Source organism: Pseudomonas sp. Irchel s3f19 (genome assembly GCF_900187555.1).
Lineage (GTDB): Bacteria > Pseudomonadota > Gammaproteobacteria > Pseudomonadales > Pseudomonadaceae > Aquipseudomonas > Aquipseudomonas capeferrum.
The window spans coordinates 310114-327909 of record NZ_FYDW01000005.1 but is presented as its reverse complement, the minus strand read 5'-3'; the positions used below and the strand labels follow the sequence as shown (position 1 = coordinate 327909).

12 protein-coding genes are annotated in these 17796 nt (G+C 64.1%); 5 read left to right on the top strand and 7 right to left on the bottom strand.

Going from position 1 to position 17796, the window contains the following annotated elements:
• Positions 1-2: 2 nt before the first annotated feature.
• Together CKW22_RS15575 and CKW22_RS15570 are read right to left on the bottom strand one after the other, a co-directional pair.
• Complete coding sequence (locus CKW22_RS15575) at positions 3-1610, bottom strand: carboxyl transferase domain-containing protein (protein ID WP_033696679.1); 1608 nt, start codon at positions 1608-1610, stop codon at positions 3-5.
• A gap of 19 nt (positions 1611-1629) precedes the next feature.
• Entirely contained in the window at positions 1630-2793 is a 1164-nt protein-coding gene (locus CKW22_RS15570) for an isovaleryl-CoA dehydrogenase (protein ID WP_033696680.1), read from the bottom strand.
• A gap of 181 nt (positions 2794-2974) precedes the next feature.
• Between CKW22_RS15570 and CKW22_RS15565 the strand changes: the two genes are divergently transcribed.
• Positions 2975-4657: an AMP-binding protein gene (locus tag CKW22_RS15565; RefSeq protein ID WP_095064377.1), complete on the top strand. Its 1683-nt coding sequence runs from the start codon at positions 2975-2977 to the stop codon at positions 4655-4657.
• Between the two features lie 75 nt (positions 4658-4732).
• Here CKW22_RS15565 and CKW22_RS27585 read toward each other — a convergent pair whose 3' ends face one another.
• Complete coding sequence (locus CKW22_RS27585) at positions 4733-4894, bottom strand: hypothetical protein (protein ID WP_003251307.1); 162 nt, start codon at positions 4892-4894, stop codon at positions 4733-4735.
• 141 nt (positions 4895-5035) lie between these two features.
• On the opposite strand from CKW22_RS27585, the gene CKW22_RS15560 reads away from it, so the two are divergent.
• Genes CKW22_RS15560 through glgB form a run of 3 tightly spaced genes read left to right on the top strand, consistent with a single transcriptional unit; the run spans position 5036 to position 12627 of the window.
• Positions 5036-7054 (top strand): alpha-1,4-glucan--maltose-1-phosphate maltosyltransferase, encoded by a 2019-nt coding sequence (locus CKW22_RS15560; RefSeq protein ID WP_095064376.1) that lies wholly within the window; start codon positions 5036-5038, stop codon positions 7052-7054.
• Positions 7055-7098: 44 nt separating this feature from the next.
• The gene (gene treS, locus CKW22_RS15555) at positions 7099-10416 is read left to right on the top strand and encodes a maltose alpha-D-glucosyltransferase (RefSeq protein ID WP_095064375.1); all 3318 of its coding nucleotides are present in this window, start codon (positions 7099-7101) and stop codon (positions 10414-10416) included.
• The gene (glgB, locus tag CKW22_RS15550) at positions 10417-12627 is read left to right on the top strand and encodes a 1,4-alpha-glucan branching protein GlgB (RefSeq protein ID WP_033696684.1); all 2211 of its coding nucleotides are present in this window, start codon (positions 10417-10419) and stop codon (positions 12625-12627) included.
• Positions 12628-12810: 183 nt separating this feature from the next.
• Here the strand turns inward: glgB and CKW22_RS15545 are convergent, their stop codons facing one another.
• The gene (locus CKW22_RS15545) at positions 12811-13887 is read right to left on the bottom strand and encodes an autotransporter outer membrane beta-barrel domain-containing protein (RefSeq protein ID WP_033696685.1); all 1077 of its coding nucleotides are present in this window, start codon (positions 13885-13887) and stop codon (positions 12811-12813) included.
• Between the two features lie 187 nt (positions 13888-14074).
• On the opposite strand from CKW22_RS15545, the gene CKW22_RS27880 reads away from it, so the two are divergent.
• Entirely contained in the window at positions 14075-14200 is a 126-nt protein-coding gene (locus tag CKW22_RS27880; RefSeq protein ID WP_256577300.1) for a hypothetical protein, read from the top strand.
• Between the two features lie 3 nt (positions 14201-14203).
• Here the strand turns inward: CKW22_RS27880 and CKW22_RS15540 are convergent, their stop codons facing one another.
• From CKW22_RS15540 to CKW22_RS15530, 3 genes are all read right to left on the bottom strand, one after another.
• On the bottom strand, positions 14204-14998 hold the full coding sequence (locus CKW22_RS15540) for an endonuclease/exonuclease/phosphatase family protein (protein WP_033696686.1): 795 nt from the start codon (positions 14996-14998) through the stop codon (positions 14204-14206).
• Positions 14999-15213: 215 nt separating this feature from the next.
• Positions 15214-17367, bottom strand: a complete 2154-nt coding sequence (glgX, locus tag CKW22_RS15535) for a glycogen debranching protein GlgX (RefSeq protein ID WP_033696687.1) — start codon at positions 17365-17367, stop codon at positions 15214-15216.
• Between the two features lie 174 nt (positions 17368-17541).
• The gene (locus tag CKW22_RS15530) at positions 17542-17790 is read right to left on the bottom strand and encodes a DUF2934 domain-containing protein (protein ID WP_095064374.1); all 249 of its coding nucleotides are present in this window, start codon (positions 17788-17790) and stop codon (positions 17542-17544) included.
• Between the last annotated feature and the right edge of the window lie 6 nt (positions 17791-17796).

Here is a 17796-nt window from a genome sequence, read left to right as displayed (position 1 = left end):
GATCACATCCGGAAAATGCCGAAGCGGCTCTGTTCGATCGGGGCGTTCAGCGCGGCGGACAACGCCAGGCCGAGCACGTCGCGGGTCTGTGCCGGGTCGATCACGCCGTCGTCCCACAGCCGGGCGCTGGAGTAGTAGGGGTGGCCCTGGTGCTCGTACTGGTCGAGGATCGGCTGCTTGAGCCTGGCCTCGTCCTCGGCGCTGAAGGGCTGGCCGCTGCGCTCGCTTTGTTCGCGTTTGACCTGGGCTAGCACGCCTGCGGCCTGCTCGGCGCCCATCACGCCGATGCGTGCGTTAGGCCACATCCACAGCATGCGTGGGTCGTAGGCGCGGCCGCACATGCCATAGTTGCCGGCGCCGAAGCTGCCGCCGATGATTACCGTGAACTTCGGTACCTGGGCGCAGGCCACTGCGGTCACCAGCTTGGCGCCATGCTTGGCGATGCCGCCTTCCTCGTACTTCTTGCCGACCATGAAGCCGGTGATGTTCTGCAGGAACAGCAGCGGGATGCCGCGCTGGCAGGCCAGTTCGATGAAGTGCGCGCCCTTTTGCGCGGCCTCGGCGAACAGAATGCCGTTGTTGGCCAGGATCGCTATCGGGTAGCCGTGCAGGTGGGCGAAGCCACACACCAGGGTGGTGCCGAACAGTGCCTTGAACTCATCGAACACCGAGCCATCGACCAGGCGGGCAATGACCTCGCGCACGTCGAACGGCTGCTTGGCGTCTGCCGGTACCACGCCGTACAGCTCATCGGCAGGATACAGCGGGGCGATCGGCGCCTGGCGCTGCAAGGTGCCCAGCTTGTGCCAGTTGAGGTTGGCCACGCTGCGCCGGGCGAGGGCCAAGGCGTGTTCGTCATTGTCGGCGTAATGGTCGGCCACGCCGCTGATGCGGCAGTGCACATCGGCGCCGCCGAGGTCTTCGGCGCTCACCACCTCACCGGTGGCGGCCTTCACCAGCGGCGGGCCGGCCAGGAAGATGGTGGCCTGCTGGCGGACCATGATCGCTTCGTCGGCCATGGCCGGCACATAGGCCCCGCCGGCGGTACACGAGCCCATCACCACGGCGATCTGCGGGATGCCCAGCGCGCTCATGTTGGCCTGGTTGAAGAAGATCCGCCCGAAGTGCTCGCGGTCAGGGAACACTTCGTCCTGACGCGGCAGGTTGGCGCCACCGGAATCGACCAGGTAGATGCACGGCAGGCGGTTCTGCAGGGCGATGGTTTGCGCGCGCAGGTGTTTCTTGACCGTCAGCGGGTAGTAGGAGCCGCCTTTGACCGTGGCGTCGTTGGCCACGATCATGCACTCCACGCCTTCGACTCGGCCGATGCCGGCAATCACGCCCGCAGCGGGCACGTCTTCGCCATACACCTCATGGGCGGCCAACTGGCCGATTTCGAGGAAGGGTGAGCCTGCGTCCAGCAGGCGGTCGATACGCTCGCGCGGTAGCAGTTTGCCGCGCGAGGTATGCCGCTCCTGGGCCTTGGGGCCGCCGCCCTGGGCGATGTGGGCAAGCAGGCCACGCAGGGCCTGGACCTGTTCGAGCATGGCCGCGCTGTTGCCGGCGAACTCCGCCGAACGCGGGTTGATCTGGGTGTGCAAGGTAGCCATGTGCGCCCGTCCCTTGTGCTCAGCGGGTTTCGTTGAACAGTTCGCGGCCGATCAGCATCCGGCGGATTTCGCTGGTGCCGGCGCCGATCTCGTAGAGTTTCGCGTCGCGCAGCAGGCGCCCGGCCGGGAACTCGTTGATGTAGCCGTTGCCGCCGAGAATCTGGATAGCCTCCAGGGCCATTTGCGTGGCGCGTTCGGCGGTATAGAGGATGACCCCGGCAGCGTCCTTGCGGGTGGTCTCGCCACGGTCGCAGGCCTGGGCCACGGCGTACAGGTAGGCGCGGCTGGCGTTGAGCTGGGTGTACATGTCGGCGATCTTGCCCTGGATCAGCTGGAACTCGCCGATGCTCTGGCCAAATTGCTTGCGGTCGTGGATGTAGGGCACTACCAGGTCCATGCAGCTTTGCATGATGCCGGTCGGGCCGCCGGAGAGCACCACGCGCTCGTAGTCCAGGCCGCTCATCAGTACGCGTACGCCGCCGTTGAGCTGGCCGAGGATGTTCTCTTCGGGCACCTCGACGTCATCGAAGAACAGCTCGCAGGTGTTGGAGCCGCGCATGCCCAGCTTGTCGAACTTGTTGCTGCGGCTGAAGCCGTTCCAGTCACGTTCGACGATGAACGCAGTGATGCCGTGTGCGCCCTTGTCCAGGTCGGTCTTGGCGTAGATCACGTAGGTGTTGGCGTCGGGGCCATTGGTGATCCAGGTCTTGCTGCCGTTGAGCACGTAGCGGTCGCCGCGTTTTTCGGCGCGCAGCTTCATCGAGACCACGTCGGAGCCGGCGTTGGGCTCGCTCATGGCCAACGCGCCGATGTGTTCGCCGCTGATCAGCTTGGGCAGGTACTTGAGCTTTTGCTCATGGGTGCCGTTGCGGTTGATCTGGTTGACGCAGAGGTTGGAGTGCGCGCCGTAGGACAGTGCCACCGAGGCCGAGCCCCGGCTGATTTCTTCCATCGACACCACATGGGCCAGGTAGCCCAGGCCAGCGCCGCCGTATTCTTCCGATACGGTGATGCCCAGCAGGCCCATGTCACCGAATTTGCGCCACATGTCGGCAGGGAACAGGTTGTCGTGGTCGATTTGCGCGGCACGCGGCGCCAGTTCGGCGGCGACGAAGCTGCGCACCTGGTCGCGGAGCATGTCGATGGTCTCGCCCAGGGCGAAGTTCAGGGAGGGGTAATGCATGGGGGCACCTTCTTGTTCTTGAAATAGGGAAAGCACAGTGTCTTTTTCACCTTTACGTTAACGTAAACCTGCCTTCTATTACTGTCAATCTCAGCATCACCTTTACGTAAACGTAAATCTGCGCCAGAGTATCTCCCGCTTGCTTCAATCGTGCCCAGAACAACCACAAGAAGGGACACCCATGAGTCAACCGAGCTATACCTGCGGTCGCCAGGACCGGCCCTTGCTGACCCTGACCATCGGCCAGGCCTTCGACGCCACCGTGGCCCGTTACCCCGACCGCGAAGCGTTGGTGGTGCGCCACCAGGGCCTACGGTACACCTGGGGGCAGCTGGCCGAACAGGTCGATGTACACGCCCGCGCCTTGATGGCCCTGGGCGTAGGCACCGCCGACCGGGTCGGCATCTGGGCGCCCAACTGCGCCCAGTGGTGCATCCTGCAACTGGCCAGCGCCAAGGTCGGCGCGATTCTGGTCAACATCAACCCGGCCTACCGCGTGGGTGAGCTGGAATACGTGCTGCGACAGTCCGGCTGCCGCTGGCTGGTGTGCGCCGATACCTTCAAGACCTCCGATTACCACGCCATGGTCCAGGAGCTGGTACCGGAACTGGCTGCAGCGGCCCCCGGTGAGCTGGCCAGCGAGCGCTTGCCCGATCTGCACGGGGTGATCAGCCTGGCCTGCAACCCGCCGCAGGGCTTTCTGCCCTGGCCTGCGCTGGCAGAGCGGGCAGGGCAGACGCCTGCCGAAGCCTATCAGGCCCGCCAGCAGAGCCTGCCGTTCGACCAGCCGGTGAACATCCAGTACACCTCCGGTACCACTGGCGCACCCAAGGGGGCGACGCTCAGCCACTACAACATCCTCAACAACGGTTTCATGGTCGGCGAGAGCCTGGGCTTGACCAGCGACGACCGCATGGTGATCCCGGTGCCGTTGTACCACTGCTTCGGCATGGTCATGGCCAACCTCGGTTGCATTACCCATGGCAGCACGATGGTCTACCCCAATGACGCCTTCGATGCCGAGCTGACCCTGCGCGCGGTTGCCGAAGAGCGCGCCAGCATCCTCTACGGCGTGCCCACCATGTTCATCGCCATGCTCGACCACCCGGCCCGCCAGGGCATGGACCTCTCGACCCTGCGCAGCGGCATCATGGCCGGCGCCACCTGCCCGATCGAGGTGATGCGCCGGGTCATCGACCAGATGCACATGGCCCAGGTGCAGATCGCCTACGGCATGACCGAGACCAGCCCGGTATCGCTGCAGACCGGCCCGGATGACGCGCTTGAACTGCGCGTGACCACGGTCGGCCGCACCCAGCCGCAGCTGGAGAACAAGCTGGTGGATGCCGACGGCTGCATCGTACCCAGGGGCGAAATCGGCGAATTGTGCACCCGTGGCTACAGCGTGATGCTGGGATACTGGGACAATCCGCAGGCCACGGCAGATGCCATCGACCCGGCGGGGTGGATGCACTCGGGCGACCTGGCGGTGATGGACGAAGAGGGCCATGTGCGCATCGTCGGGCGCAACAAGGACATGATCATCCGCGGTGGCGAGAACATCTATCCACGCGAGCTGGAGGAGTTCTTCTATACCCACCCGGCGGTGGCCGATGCGCAGGTGATCGGCATTCCGTGCAGCAAATATGGCGAAGAGGTGGTGGCCTGGATCAAGCTGCATCCGGGGCATAGCGCTACGGTTGAGGAGCTGCACGGCTGGTGCAAGGCACGTATCGCGCGTTACAAGGTGCCGCGGCATTTCCGCTTTGTCGACGAGTTCCCGATGACGGTGACGGGCAAGGTGCAGAAGTTTCGGATGCGCGAAATCAGCTCGGCGGAAATTTCGGCGGTCTCTGCGGGTTGACAGGTTTGCGCTGCCGGCCTCTTCGCGGGTAAGCCCGCGAAGAGGCCAGTGCAGCCACTGTAAAAGCCTCTATCCTTAAGCCTTCACTGGTGGCTCCTGGCTCGGCGGGTCGCCCACTGTCGGCGGTACCGTCGGCTTGATCGGCAGCTCGTCCGGGTCTTCTTCCGGTACGGGCGGCGGCAAGCTGGGGTCGTCGATGTTGGGATCGGGTGTCTCCGGTGGAATGGGAATGTTCATGGCCTGACCTCGCGTGGGTGAATGAAGAGGTGCTGCAGGCTCTGACTGTCAGGGGCTGCCATTCGCTCAATTTTTTTGAACCCCCACGCCCGCGCTCGGCTCTGAACCCTTACCGCCACCAGCCTAAGGGAGCAAGGTCCGATGTCACGAAACGAGCCCTTCCAGAGCGTGCCTGCGGCGAATGATCACCCGGACCAGGCCATTAGCCTGTCCCAGGCGCTGCTGGCGCCGCGCATCGTGATCGAAGGCACGCAACCCGCGCTCGACGGTGGTACGTTCGCCGTCAAGGCCATCAGCGGCCAGGCGGTCGCAGTCAGCAGCAAGGTCTACAGCGACGGCCACGACCGCCTGGCCGTGATGCTCAATTGGCGCCAGGCGAACAGCCGGCGCTGGCACTGCGTGCCGATGCAGTCGCCGGGCAATGACCTGTGGCTGGCCGAGTTCACCCCGACCGAGCTCGGCCCGCACCTGTTCAGCATCGAAGCCTGGATCGACCCGTTCGCCACCTACTGCCACGACCTGGAGAAAAAGTACCACGCCGGGGTGGAGGTGAAGCTGGAGCTGGAAGAAGGCAGGTTGATGCTGGGCAAAGGCATCGAGCTGAGCCAAGGCGCGTTGCGTGACGAACTGCAAACCGTGCAGCAGCGCTTGCCTGGGTTGAGCGCCGATGACCAAGTGGCGGTGTTTCTGTGCGAGAGCACCGCGCGGCTAATGAGCGAGGCCGAGCACCGCAGCTACTTGACCCGCAGCAGTGACTTCCCCCTCGACGTCGACCGCCCCGCCGCGCAATTCGCCAGTTGGTACGAGCTGTTTCCGCGTTCGATCACCGACAGCCCCGAGCGCCACGGCACCTTCAATGACGTGCACGAACGCCTGCCGATGATCCGCGACATGGGCTTTGACGTGCTGTATTTCCCACCCATTCATCCGATTGGCAAGCAGCACCGCAAGGGCCGCAACAATGCCTTGCAGGCAGCGCCCAGCGACCCGGGCAGCCCATACGCCATCGGCAGCGACGAAGGCGGGCACGATGCCATTCATCCTGAATTGGGCACCCGTGAAGACTTCCGCCGCTTGGTAGCCGCCGCTGCCGAGCATGGCCTGGAAATCGCCCTGGATTTCGCCATCCAGTGCTCCCAGGACCACCCGTGGCTCAAACAGCACCCTGGTTGGTTCAGCTGGCGCCCCGACGGCACCATCCGCTATGCGGAAAACCCGCCGAAGAAGTACCAGGACATCGTCAACGTCGACTTCTACGCCCCCGACGCCGTGCCTTCGCTGTGGCTGGCGCTGCGCGATGTGGTGGTCGGCTGGGTCGAGGAGGGCGTCAAGACCTTCCGCGTCGACAACCCGCACACCAAGCCGTTGCCATTCTGGCAATGGCTGATCGCCAATGTGCGCAGCCAGCACCCGGACGTGATCTTTCTCGCCGAAGCCTTCACCAAGCCTGCAATGATGGCGCGCCTGGGTAAGGTCGGCTACGCGCAGAGCTACACCTATTTCACCTGGCGCAACACCAAGCAGGAATTGCGCGAGTTCTACGAACAGCTCAACCAGCCACCGTGGAGCCTGTGCTACCGGCCCAACTTCTTCGTCAACACACCCGACATCAACCCGTTTTTCCTGCACACCTCAGGGCGTGCCGGTTTTCTCATTCGCGCGGCCCTCGCCACCATGGGGTCGGGGTTGTGGGGCATGTATTCGGGCTTCGAGCTGTGCGAAGCCACACCGCTGCCCGGCAAGGAGGAATACCTCGATTCGGAGAAGTACGAAATCCGCCCGCGTGATTTCACCCAACCCGGCAACATCATTGCCGAGATCGCCCAGCTCAACCGAATTCGCCGGCAGAACCGCGCCCTGCAGACGCACCTGGGGGTGGCGTTCTTCAATTGCTGGAACGACAACATCCTGTACTTCGCCAAGCGCACGCCCGAGCGCGACAACTTCATCCTGGTGGCCATCAGCCTGGACCCGCACAACGCCCAGGAAGCCAGCTTCGAGTTGCCGCTGTGGGAGTTGGGGCTGGACGACAATGCCGACACGTTGGGTGAAGACTTGATGAACGGCCACCGCTGGACCTGGCACGGCAAGACCCAGTGGATGCGTATCGAACCCTGGCATCAGCCGTTTGGTATCTGGCGCATAGAAAAGGCCCGTTAGTCCCTCAGGGGCGGTGCTGAACCCGCAATTGAAAGGAGTCACCCATGGCCAAGCGTTCCCGCCCGGCAGCCTTCATCGACGACCCGCTGTGGTACAAGGACGCGGTGATCTACCAGCTGCACATCAAGTCGTTCTTCGACGCCAACAACGACGGCATTGGCGATTTCGCCGGGCTGATCAGCAAGCTCGACTACATCGCCGAACTGGGCGTCAACACCCTCTGGCTGCTGCCGTTCTACCCCTCGCCACGGCGCGACGACGGCTATGACATCGCCGAGTACAAGGCCGTGCACCCCGACTACGGCAGCATGGCCGACGCCCGGCGCTTCATTGCCGAGGCGCACAAGCGCGGCCTGCGGGTGATCACCGAACTGGTCATCAACCATACCTCCGACCAGCACCCGTGGTTCCAGCGCGCCCGCCTGGCCAAGCGCGGCAGCAAGGCGCGCGACTTCTACGTGTGGTCGGATGACGACCAGAAGTATGACGGCACACGCATCATCTTCCTTGACACCGAAAAGTCCAATTGGACCTGGGACCCGGTCGCCGGCCAATACTTCTGGCACCGCTTCTACTCGCACCAGCCCGACCTCAATTTCGACAACCCGCAGGTGCTCAAGGCCGTGATCGGGGTGATGCGCTTCTGGCTCGACCTGGGCGTCGACGGCCTGCGCCTGGACGCCATCCCCTACCTGATCGAGCGCGACGGCACCAACAACGAAAACCTCCCCGAGACCCACCGGGTGCTCAAAGCCATCCGCGCCGAGATCGACGCCAACTACCCGGACCGCATGCTCCTGGCCGAAGCCAACCAGTGGCCCGAAGACACCCGCCCGTACTTTGGCGAGGGCGACGGCGACGAGTGCCACATGGCCTTCCACTTCCCGCTGATGCCGCGCATGTACATGGCCCTGGCGATGGAGGACCGCTTCCCGATCACCGACATCCTGCGCCAGACCCCAGAGATCCCCGCCCACTGCCAGTGGGCGATCTTCCTGCGCAACCACGATGAGCTGACCCTGGAGATGGTCACCGACCGCGAGCGCGACTACCTGTGGAACTACTACGCCGAAGACCGCCGCGCGCGTATCAACCTCGGCATCCGCCGCAGGTTGGCGCCTTTGCTGCAACGCGACCGCCGGCGCATCGAACTGCTGACCAGCCTGCTGCTGTCGATGCCCGGCACACCGACCCTGTACTACGGCGATGAGCTGGGCATGGGCGACAACATCTACCTGGGCGACCGCGATGGCGTGCGCACCCCCATGCAATGGTCGCCGGACCGCAACGGCGGGTTCTCCCGCGCCGACCCGCAGCGCCTGGTGCTGCCGCCGATCATGGACCCGCTGTACGGCTACCAGACGGTCAACGTCGAAGCCCAGGCCCACGACCCGCATTCGCTGCTCAACTGGAACCGCCGCCTGCTGGCGGTGCGCAACCAGCAGAAGGCCTTTGGCCGGGGCAGCATTCGCATGCTCACACCGAGCAACCGGCGCATCCTCGCTTACCTGCGCGAGTACGTCGACCAGGACGGCAACAGCGAGGTGATCCTGTGTGTGGCCAACGTGTCCCGTGCCGCACAGGCCGCTGAACTGGAGCTGTCGCAATACGCCGATAAAGTGCCGGTGGAAATGCTCGGTGGCAGCGCCTTCCCACCGATCGGCCAGTTGCCTTTTCTGCTCACGTTACCGCCGTATGCGTTCTACTGGTTCCTGCTGGCCTCGCACGACCGCATGCCCAGCTGGCACATCCAGGCTACCGAGGGGTTACCCGAATTGACCACACTGGTGCTGCGCAAGCGCCTGGAAGAGTTGCTCGAAGCGCCTTCCAGCGAAATACTCGAAGGCTCGATACTGCCGCAGTACCTGCCTAAACGGCGCTGGTTCGCCGGCAAGGAAGGGCCGCTCGACCAGGTTCGCCTGCGCTATGGCGTGCGCTTCGGCACCGCGACCACACCGGTGCTGCTCAGCGAGCTGGAGGTGTTCAGCGACGGTGTGGCCAACCACTACCAACTGCCCTTCGGCCTGTTGCCCGAAGAGCAGATCAACAGCGCCTTGCCCCAGCAGCTGGCGCTGTCGCGGGTGCGCCGTGGCCGCCAGGTCGGCCTGATCACCGACGCGTTCGTCCTCGAGCCGTTTATCCGCGCCGTGCTACGTGCCTGCCAGGAGCGCCACCGGCTGCCGTGCGGCAATGGCCTGGGCGAGCTGCGCTTCGAGTGCACCGATCAACTGGCCGGGCTGGGGCTTGGCGAAGACAGCCCGGTGCGCTACTTGAGTGCCGAGCAGTCCAACAGCTCGGTGGTGGTCGCTGACCGGGTGGTGCTCAAGTTGATCCGCCGGGTCAACCCGGGCATTCACCCCGAGCTTGAGATGAGCGCCTACCTGACCGCGGCGGGCTTTACCAATATTTCGCCGCTGCTGGCGTGGGTCAGCCGCGTGGACGAGCACGCCACCCCGCACCTGCTGATGATTGCCCAGGGCTACCTGAGCAACCAGGGCGATGCCTGGGCCTGGACCCAGAACACCCTGGAACGGGCCATCCGCGACGAAATGGAGCCGTCCAGCGCGGCCAGCGAAGCCCACACCGATGCGCTGGCCGAACTCGACGGCTTCGCCGCCTTGCTCGGCCAGCGCCTGGGCGAAATGCACCTGTTGCTGGCGGCACCGACCGAAGACACCGCCTTCCAGCCGCGCCCAAGCGATGCCCGGGACAGCGAACGCTGGAGCAGCCAGATCAGTGCCGAACTGACCCACGCCCTCGACCTGCTGGCCCAGCACCGCGACAGCCTCGACAGTGACAGCCAGGCGCTGGTAGATGACCTGCAGCAACAGCGCGACGGCCTTGCCCAGCACATCGATAACCTCGCGCACCAAGCCCAGGGCGGCTTGCTGATGCGGGTGCACGGCGATCTGCACCTGGGCCAGGTGCTGGTGGTGCAGGGCGATGCCTACCTGATCGATTTCGAGGGTGAGCCGTCCCGCCCCGTGGAAGAGCGCCGGGCCCGGCACAGCCCCTACAAAGATGTCAGCGGCGTGCTGCGATCCTTCGACTATGCTGCTGCGATGATTCTGCGCAGCGCCTCTGCCGTGGACCTTTCCGACCCTGCGCGCAAGGCGCGGCAACGGGTGGCCAGGCAGTACCTGCACCAGTCGCGGCATGCCTTTGTCGAAGCCTATGGCCTGGCCACCGCTGCCATGCCCCACGCCTGGCAACAGGCGGAAGGCGAGCGTGCCGCGCTGGAATTGTTCTGCCTGGAAAAAGCCGCGTACGAAATCACATACGAAGCTGAAAATCGACCGAATTGGCTGGCCGTGCCTTTGCATGGCTTGCATGGACTGATCAGTACCTGGGGAGAGTCATAGATGAATGCAACCACGCGTGAAAACGGCGGTCTTCGGCAACGGGACCTCGACGCCCTGGCCCGCGCCGAGCACGCCGATCCATTTGCGGTACTTGGCCCCCATGGCGATGGCGCGGGTGGGCAGTTCGTGCGCGCCTTCTTGCCCACTGCCCTGAACGTGCGCGTACTGGCGCGCGACGATGGGCGCGTACTCGCCGAAATGCGCCAGGGCAGCCTGCCGGGGCTGTTTACCGCGCACCTTGATGAGGCACAGCCGTACCAGCTGCACATTGCCTGGGCCGGCGGCGAGCAGGTGACCGAAGACCCGTACAGCTTTGGCCCGCAGTTGGGCGATATGGACCTGTACCTGTTCGCCGAGGGCAACCACCGTGACCTGTCGGGGCGCTTCGGTGCGCAGCCGATGCAGGCCGACGGCGTCGACGGCGTGTGCTTCTCGGTGTGGGCACCGAATGCCCGACGGGTGTCGGTGGTGGGTGACTTCAACAACTGGGACGGCCGCCGTCACCCCATGCGCCTGCGTCACAGTGCAGGGGTCTGGGAGCTGTTTGTGCCACGCCTTGGCGTTGGCGAAACCTACAAGTTCGAGGTGCTGGGCAAAGACGGTGTGTTGCCCTTGAAAGCCGACCCGCTGGCCCGTGCCACCGAACTGCCGCCGAGCACGGCGTCGAAGGTGGCCAGCGCGCTCAGCCACCCCTGGCAGGACCACGACTGGATGGCGCAGCGTGCGCAACGTCACGCCTACAGCGCGCCCCTGTCGATCTATGAGTTGCATGTCGGCTCGTGGCAATGCGAGCTGGATGACCTGGGCGAAGTCGCGCGTTACTACAACTGGCGCGAGCTGGCCGAGCGTCTGGTTCCCTATGTGCAGGCGCTGGGCTTCACCCACATCGAACTGATGCCGATCATGGAGCACCCGTTCGGCGGCTCGTGGGGCTACCAGCCCCTGTCGATGTTCGCGCCCACCTCACGCTACGGCAGTGCCGAAGATTTCGCCGCCTTCATCGACGCCTGCCACCAGGGCGGCATCGGTGTGATCCTCGACTGGGTGCCGGCGCATTTCCCCACCGACGAACATGGCCTGGCGCGTTTCGACGGCACCGCCTTGTACGAATACGAGAACCCGCTGGAGGGTTACCACCAGGACTGGAACACGCTGATCTACAACCTTGGGCGTAACGAAGTGCGCGGCTTCATGCTGGCCTCGGCGTTGCTCTGGCTCAAGCAGTTCCACATCGACGGCCTGCGGGTCGACGCGGTGGCATCGATGCTCTACCGCGACTACTCGCGCAAGGCCGGCGAGTGGGTGCCCAACCGCCATGGCGGGCGCGAGAACCTGGAGGCCATCGACTTCATCCGCCACCTCAATGGCGTGGCGGCGCACGAGGCTCCTGGCGCGTTGATCATCGCCGAAGAGTCCACCGCCTGGCCGGGCGTCAGCCAGCCGATCCAGCAGGGCGGGCTGGGCTTTGCCTACAAGTGGAACATGGGCTGGATGCACGACACCTTGCACTACATCCAGAACGACCCGGTGCACCGCACCTATCACCACAACGAGATGAGCTTCGGGCTGATCTATGCCTACTCCGAGCATTTCATCCTGCCGATTTCCCACGACGAAGTGGTGCATGGCAAGCATTCGCTGATCGACAAGATGCCGGGCGACCGCTGGCAGAAGTTCGCCAACCTGCGGGCCTACCTGACGTTCATGTGGGCGCACCCGGGCAAGAAGCTGTTGTTCATGGGCTGCGAATTTGGCCAGTGGCGCGAGTGGAACCACGACAGCGAGCTGGACTGGTACCTGCTGCAGTACCCCGAGCACAAGGGCGTGCAGCGCTTGGTCGGCGACCTCAACCGGCTGTACCGCGAGGTGCCGGCGCTGCACGAACAGGATTGCCAGCCCCAGGGCTTCCAGTGGCTGATCGGCGACGACGCGCAAAACAGCGTGTATGCCTGGCTGCGCTGGAGCAGCAATGGCGAGCCGTTGCTGGTGGTGGCCAACTTCACCCCGGTGCCGCGCGAGGGGTACCGGATTGGCGTGCCGTTTGGCGAGCGCTGGGAAGAACTGCTGAACAGCGATGCCGAATTGTATGCAGGGTCTAATGTAGGCAACCTGGGGGCCGTGGAAAGTGACCAGGTATCCAGCCATGGGCAGCCATTGTCGCTGGCGCTGAACCTGCCGCCGCTGGGCGTATTGATCCTCAAACCGGCCTGATCGATCGGCCAACTCGGTTGCGTTGTAGGAGCGGCCTTGCGTCGCGAAAGGGCTGCGCAGCGGCCCCAGCAATCTCTGCGGCGAAGCTGAAATTCAGCTCTGCGGCGAAGCTGAAATCCAGGGGCTGCTACGCACCCCGTTCGCGACGCAAGGCCGCTCCTACACACAAACCGGGGTTACCGGCTACCAGCGCATCCGCACCCCAAGGCTGCCGATCAACCCATTCAGGTCATTGTCATCCACATCGCTGCTGTAGTCGGCACTCACAAACAACGCCACATTCGGCGTCACCCGGGCTACCAGCCCCAACCCCAATTCCACTGTGGTCGAATACCGCGAGCTGGAAATTTTGTCGACCTGGTCCAGCTTCACCTCGTCGGCATTGCTGAAGTCATACCAGACGTTGGTCCGCACGTAGGGTTCGATCGGCATGCCACGCACCTCGTAGCGCCCGGACAACTTGGCACCGACCCGGCCGCTCCAGCTGGGCTGGCTGTCGAATGCCTGCAGCGTCTCCTCCTGCACGCGGCTGCCGGGGAAAAACTGCTGGTTGATCAACTGTGCCTGCGGCTCGATCACCCAACCCCCGCCCAGGCCGATCGGGTAGCCACCTTCCAGCGAGAAGGTCATGGCATGGCCGCTGTCGTCCAGGCGCTGGCCGCTCTCGCCACGGCCATTGATATCGATACGCGAGCCCATGGCCACGGCATCCAGGTGCCAGCCCCGTTCATGGGTCATGCTCCAGTACACGCCCAGGCTTTCGCCACTCAGGTTCACGGCATTGCGCTGCTTGTCGCCCAGCAGCGGGCGAATGCCATTGAAGCTGCTCTGCAGGTTGTTGTGGCCAACGAAGATGCCCGCGCGGTGCACATTGCCCGCCGTGGTTTCACGCATGAACAGGTCCGGGCCTATCATCAGTTGCTGGCTGGGGGCCTCTAACTGGTCGGGCGGCTGTGCACCGGTGCGCGGGGCACCAGGGAAGAATTGCGACCACTGGCTGGCGACCAGGTCGGCTACTCCCTGGTCGTGGCGCTCGGACATCTTTTCCGAGAATGCGTTGAGGGTACCGATGTTCAACCCGCTGGCGCTGACCGGGTCGAGCGATAGCTGCGGGACCGCCGCTTGTTGCAGAAAACGGGGGGAGGTCGGGTCGTCCTGCAAGTCGAATGCGAAAGTTTCCACCGGGGTTGCCAGAAGCAGCGACGTGGAAACCGCGCAGAAAATGCTGTCGAAGCGCAAGGGATTCGAGGTTCTTTTCATGGCGGATCTCCGTAGTTTTTGTGGTACAGCCCAAGGACCTGGCCTGTTGTCACGAGCTGTACGGCAAAAACAGGGGGCGACCCAAACCAGCACGCCTGCTTTCGCAAACGCGCACGAAGGCGCGAGCTAGAGGCCCGGCGCGAGATCTTTACGACTAGATACTGTTCAGCTAAGGAGAGGTCTGGGCTTGCGTCAAGAAAGCGTGAAGGATCTGTTCATAGCCTGTGATTCGGTACAAGTAGCTGATTTGTTGAGTGAAATACTCGGGGATATCGAAGTTCGCTATTTACCGCTGCTTGGCTATGAAGAATGATTGCTACAGCTTGACCTCGACGGCCAGCGGCAGATGGTCGGAGAGGTGCGTCCAAGGTTTGTGCCCCAGAATCCGAGGTGCATGGCTTTCGGCGTTGCGCAGGTAGATACGGTCCAGGCGCAGCAGCGGCATGCGCGCGGGGTAGGTGCGCGCCAAGTGCCCGTGGTGGCGCTCGAACGCTTCGTGCAAGTCGTTGCGCAGGCCCAAGGTGCGATTGCCGCGCAGCTTCCAGTCGTTGAAGTCGCCGGCGATGATCACCGGGGCGCCTTCCGGCAGTGATTCGAGCAACCTGCGCAGCAGCTGCAACTGTTGCTGGCGGTGGCTTTCCAATAGCGACAAGTGCACGCAGATGGCATGCACCTGGTGTGGGCCGGGCACATCGAGGATGCAATGCAACAGGCCACGGCGTTCGGGGCCGGTGATCGAGACGTCGAGGTTGCGGTGCTCGATGATCGGGTACTTCGACAGCAGGGCGTTGCCATGGTGGCCGTCGGGGTAGACCGCGTTGCGGCCGTAGGCGAAGTCGCTCCACATGCTGTCGGCGAGAAATTCGTACTGGGAGGTTTGCGGCCAACCGGGGTAGCGCGCAGCGTGGCGGTCGTGGCTGCCCAGCACTTCCTGGAGGAAGACGATGTCGGCCTGGGTACTGCGCACCGCCTCGCGCAGTTCCGGCAGGATGAAGCGCCGGTTGAAGGCGGTAAACCCCTTGTGGGTGTTGACCGTGAGTACCCGCAGCCGATGCACGGCCGGGGCCTGGTTGACGGTGGCGAAACCTGCACTGCCGGCTTCGAGGTTCACAGTTGCTCCTCTGTTAAAACGTCACGCTCGGCCTTTGTAGGAGCGGCCTTGCGTCGCGAAAGGGTCGCGCAGCGGCCCCAGCAATCTCTGCGGCGAAGCTGAAATTCAGCTCTGCGGCGAAGCTGAAATCCAGGGGCCGCTGCGCAGCCCTTTCCGACCGGTCCGGCGCCCCGGCAAGGCCGCTCCTACAAGGGACCGGTCAGGGCCCTTCGGGTTCACTCTTCCTCGCGTTGCAACACCATCAATAGCATTGAGCGCCCCTTCACCTCGAACGTGCTCTCGAACGCCAAGTGCTGCCCCTTGCGCAACTCTGGCCGGTCGGTATCCACCAGGCAGCTCCAGTAATCACCGTCAGGCACGGTCGGCAACTGGAACGGCACCACGTCATGATGGGCATTGACGATCAGCAGCACCGTCGCCTCGGCGCCTGGCCGGGCGATGCCGCTGACCTGGGCACGCCCGTCGATCAACATGCCCAGGCACCGGCCATGGGGGTCTTCCCATTGCTCGACGCTCATCTCGCTGCCATCCGGCGCCAACCAGGTGACATCCTTGACCCCGATCGCCTCGTTGTAGTCGCCCACCAGAAAGCGTGAGCGGCGCAGCACCGGGTAGGCCAGGCGCAGGCGGGTCAGGCGCTTGACGAAGGCCAGCAGCGCGGCGCCCTCGTCGTCCAGGTCCCAGTTGACCCAACCGATCTCGCTGTCCTGGCAATAGGCGTTGTTGTTGCCGTGCTGAGTGCGGCTGAACTCGTCGCCGGCGACGATCATCGGCGTGCCTTGGGCAAACAACAGGGTGGCGAAGTAGTTACGCATCTGGCGCATGCGCAGGGCATTGATTTCCGGGTCGTCGGTGGGGCCTTCGGCGCCACAGTTCCACGACAGGTTGTTGTCGGTGCCGTCCTGGTTGTTCTCGTCGTTGTCCTCGTTGTGCTTGTTGTTGTAGGACACCAGGTCGCGCAAGGTGAAACCATCGTGGGCGGTGACGAAATTGACCGAGGCATAGGGGCGCCGGCCGCGGTTGTTGAACATGTCGCCCGACGCGGTCATGCGCGAAGCGAAGTCGGCCAGCTGGCCTTCGTCACCTTTCCAGAACGCCCGCACGGTATCGCGGAAGCGGTCGTTCCACTCGGCCCAGCCGGGCGCGAAGTTGCCCACCTGATAGCCACCGGGGCCGCAGTCCCAAGGTTCGGCAATCAGCTTGACCTGGCTCAGCATCGGGTCCTGGCGGCAGGCGACGAGGAACCCGTGTCGTTCGCTGTAGCCGTCATGGTAACGGCCAAGGATGGTCGCCAGGTCGAAGCGGAAGCCATCCACGTGCATCTCACCGGCCCAGTAACGCAGTGAGTCGGTGACCAGTTGCAGCACGCAAGGGTGGCTCAGGTCCAGGGTATTGCCGGTGCCCGAATCGTTGATGTAGTAACGCTTGTCATCGGGCATCAGGCGGTAGTAGGAGGCGTTGTCGATGCCGCGCATGGACAGCGTCGGGCCGCGCTCGTTGCCTTCGGCAGTGTGGTTGTAGACCACATCCAGAATCACCTCCAGGCCGGCGTCATGCAGGTGCGCAACCATCTCCTTGAATTCGGCGATCTTGCCGCTGGCCAGGTAGCGGGGGTGGGGGGCGAAAAAGGCAATGCTGTTGTAGCCCCAGTAATTGTTGAGGCCCTTGTCCAGCAGGTGCTGGTCGTTGACGAAGGCGTGGATCGGCAGCAGTTCGATGCTGGAAACGCCCAGGTCCTTGATGTGCTTGAGCAGCTCGTCATTGGCAAGGCCGGCGAAGGTCCCACGCAGCGCTTCGGGCACCGCCGGGTGGCGCATGCTGATGCCGCGGGTATGGGCTTCGTAGAGGATGGTGCGCTCCCACGGTATCTGCACGCGCTGATCGCGGCCCCAGGTGAAGGCCGGGTCGATAACCTTGCATTTGGGCACGAAGGGCGCGCTGTCACGCTCATCGAACGACAGGTCGCCGTCGGGGTGGCCGATGGTGTAGCCGAACAGGGCCTCGGACCATTTCAGGCTGCCGACCAGTTGCTTGGCGTAGGGGTCGATCAGCAGTTTGTTGGGGTTGAAGCGGTGGCCGTTCTCGGGCTCGTAAGGGCCGTAGACGCGGTACCCGTAGACCAGGCCCGGGTGCGCGTCGGGCAGGTAGCCGTGGTAGATCTCGTCGGTGTACTCGGGCAGTTCGATGCGTTCGATTTCCTGTTCGCCGCTGGAGTCGAACAGGCACAGCTCAACCTTGGTGGCATTGGCCGAGAACAGGGCGAAGTTGACCCCAAGCCCGTCCCAGGTGGCGCCGAGGGGGAAGGGCATACCTTCGCGAATGCGCGATGGGGCGACTGAGCGGGTTTTCTTCGGGATGCGGGGGCTCATGGCGGTCCTCATGTGGCCGTGGTGAAGGGGGAAACAGTGCAGCGTCTGTGCCGTCTTCTTCGCGGGGCGAGTCGGATCGCCGCACCGCCGCTCCCACAGGGAGGGTGCAGGCCTGACTGTGTGGGAGCGGCGGTGCGGCGATCCGACTTGCCCCGCGAAGAGGCCGGTACAGGTTTAACCAGCAGCTGGCTTCTTCACCGGGCGAGGCTTCTTCACCGCTGCAGGTTTCTGAACCGGCTCTGCCGCTACCTTAGGCTTGGCCGGCGCTTTCTTGCGTGGCGCTGCCTTGGGTGCGAGCGCTTCAGCCTCGGCGAGCTTGCGCGCCATGTCCCAGTGGCGCTCCTCCTCACCGACCGGCTTACCTTCCGATTCCCAGATCTGGTAGGCAAATTCACGAATACGTTTTTCATCGACACTCATCATGACGCT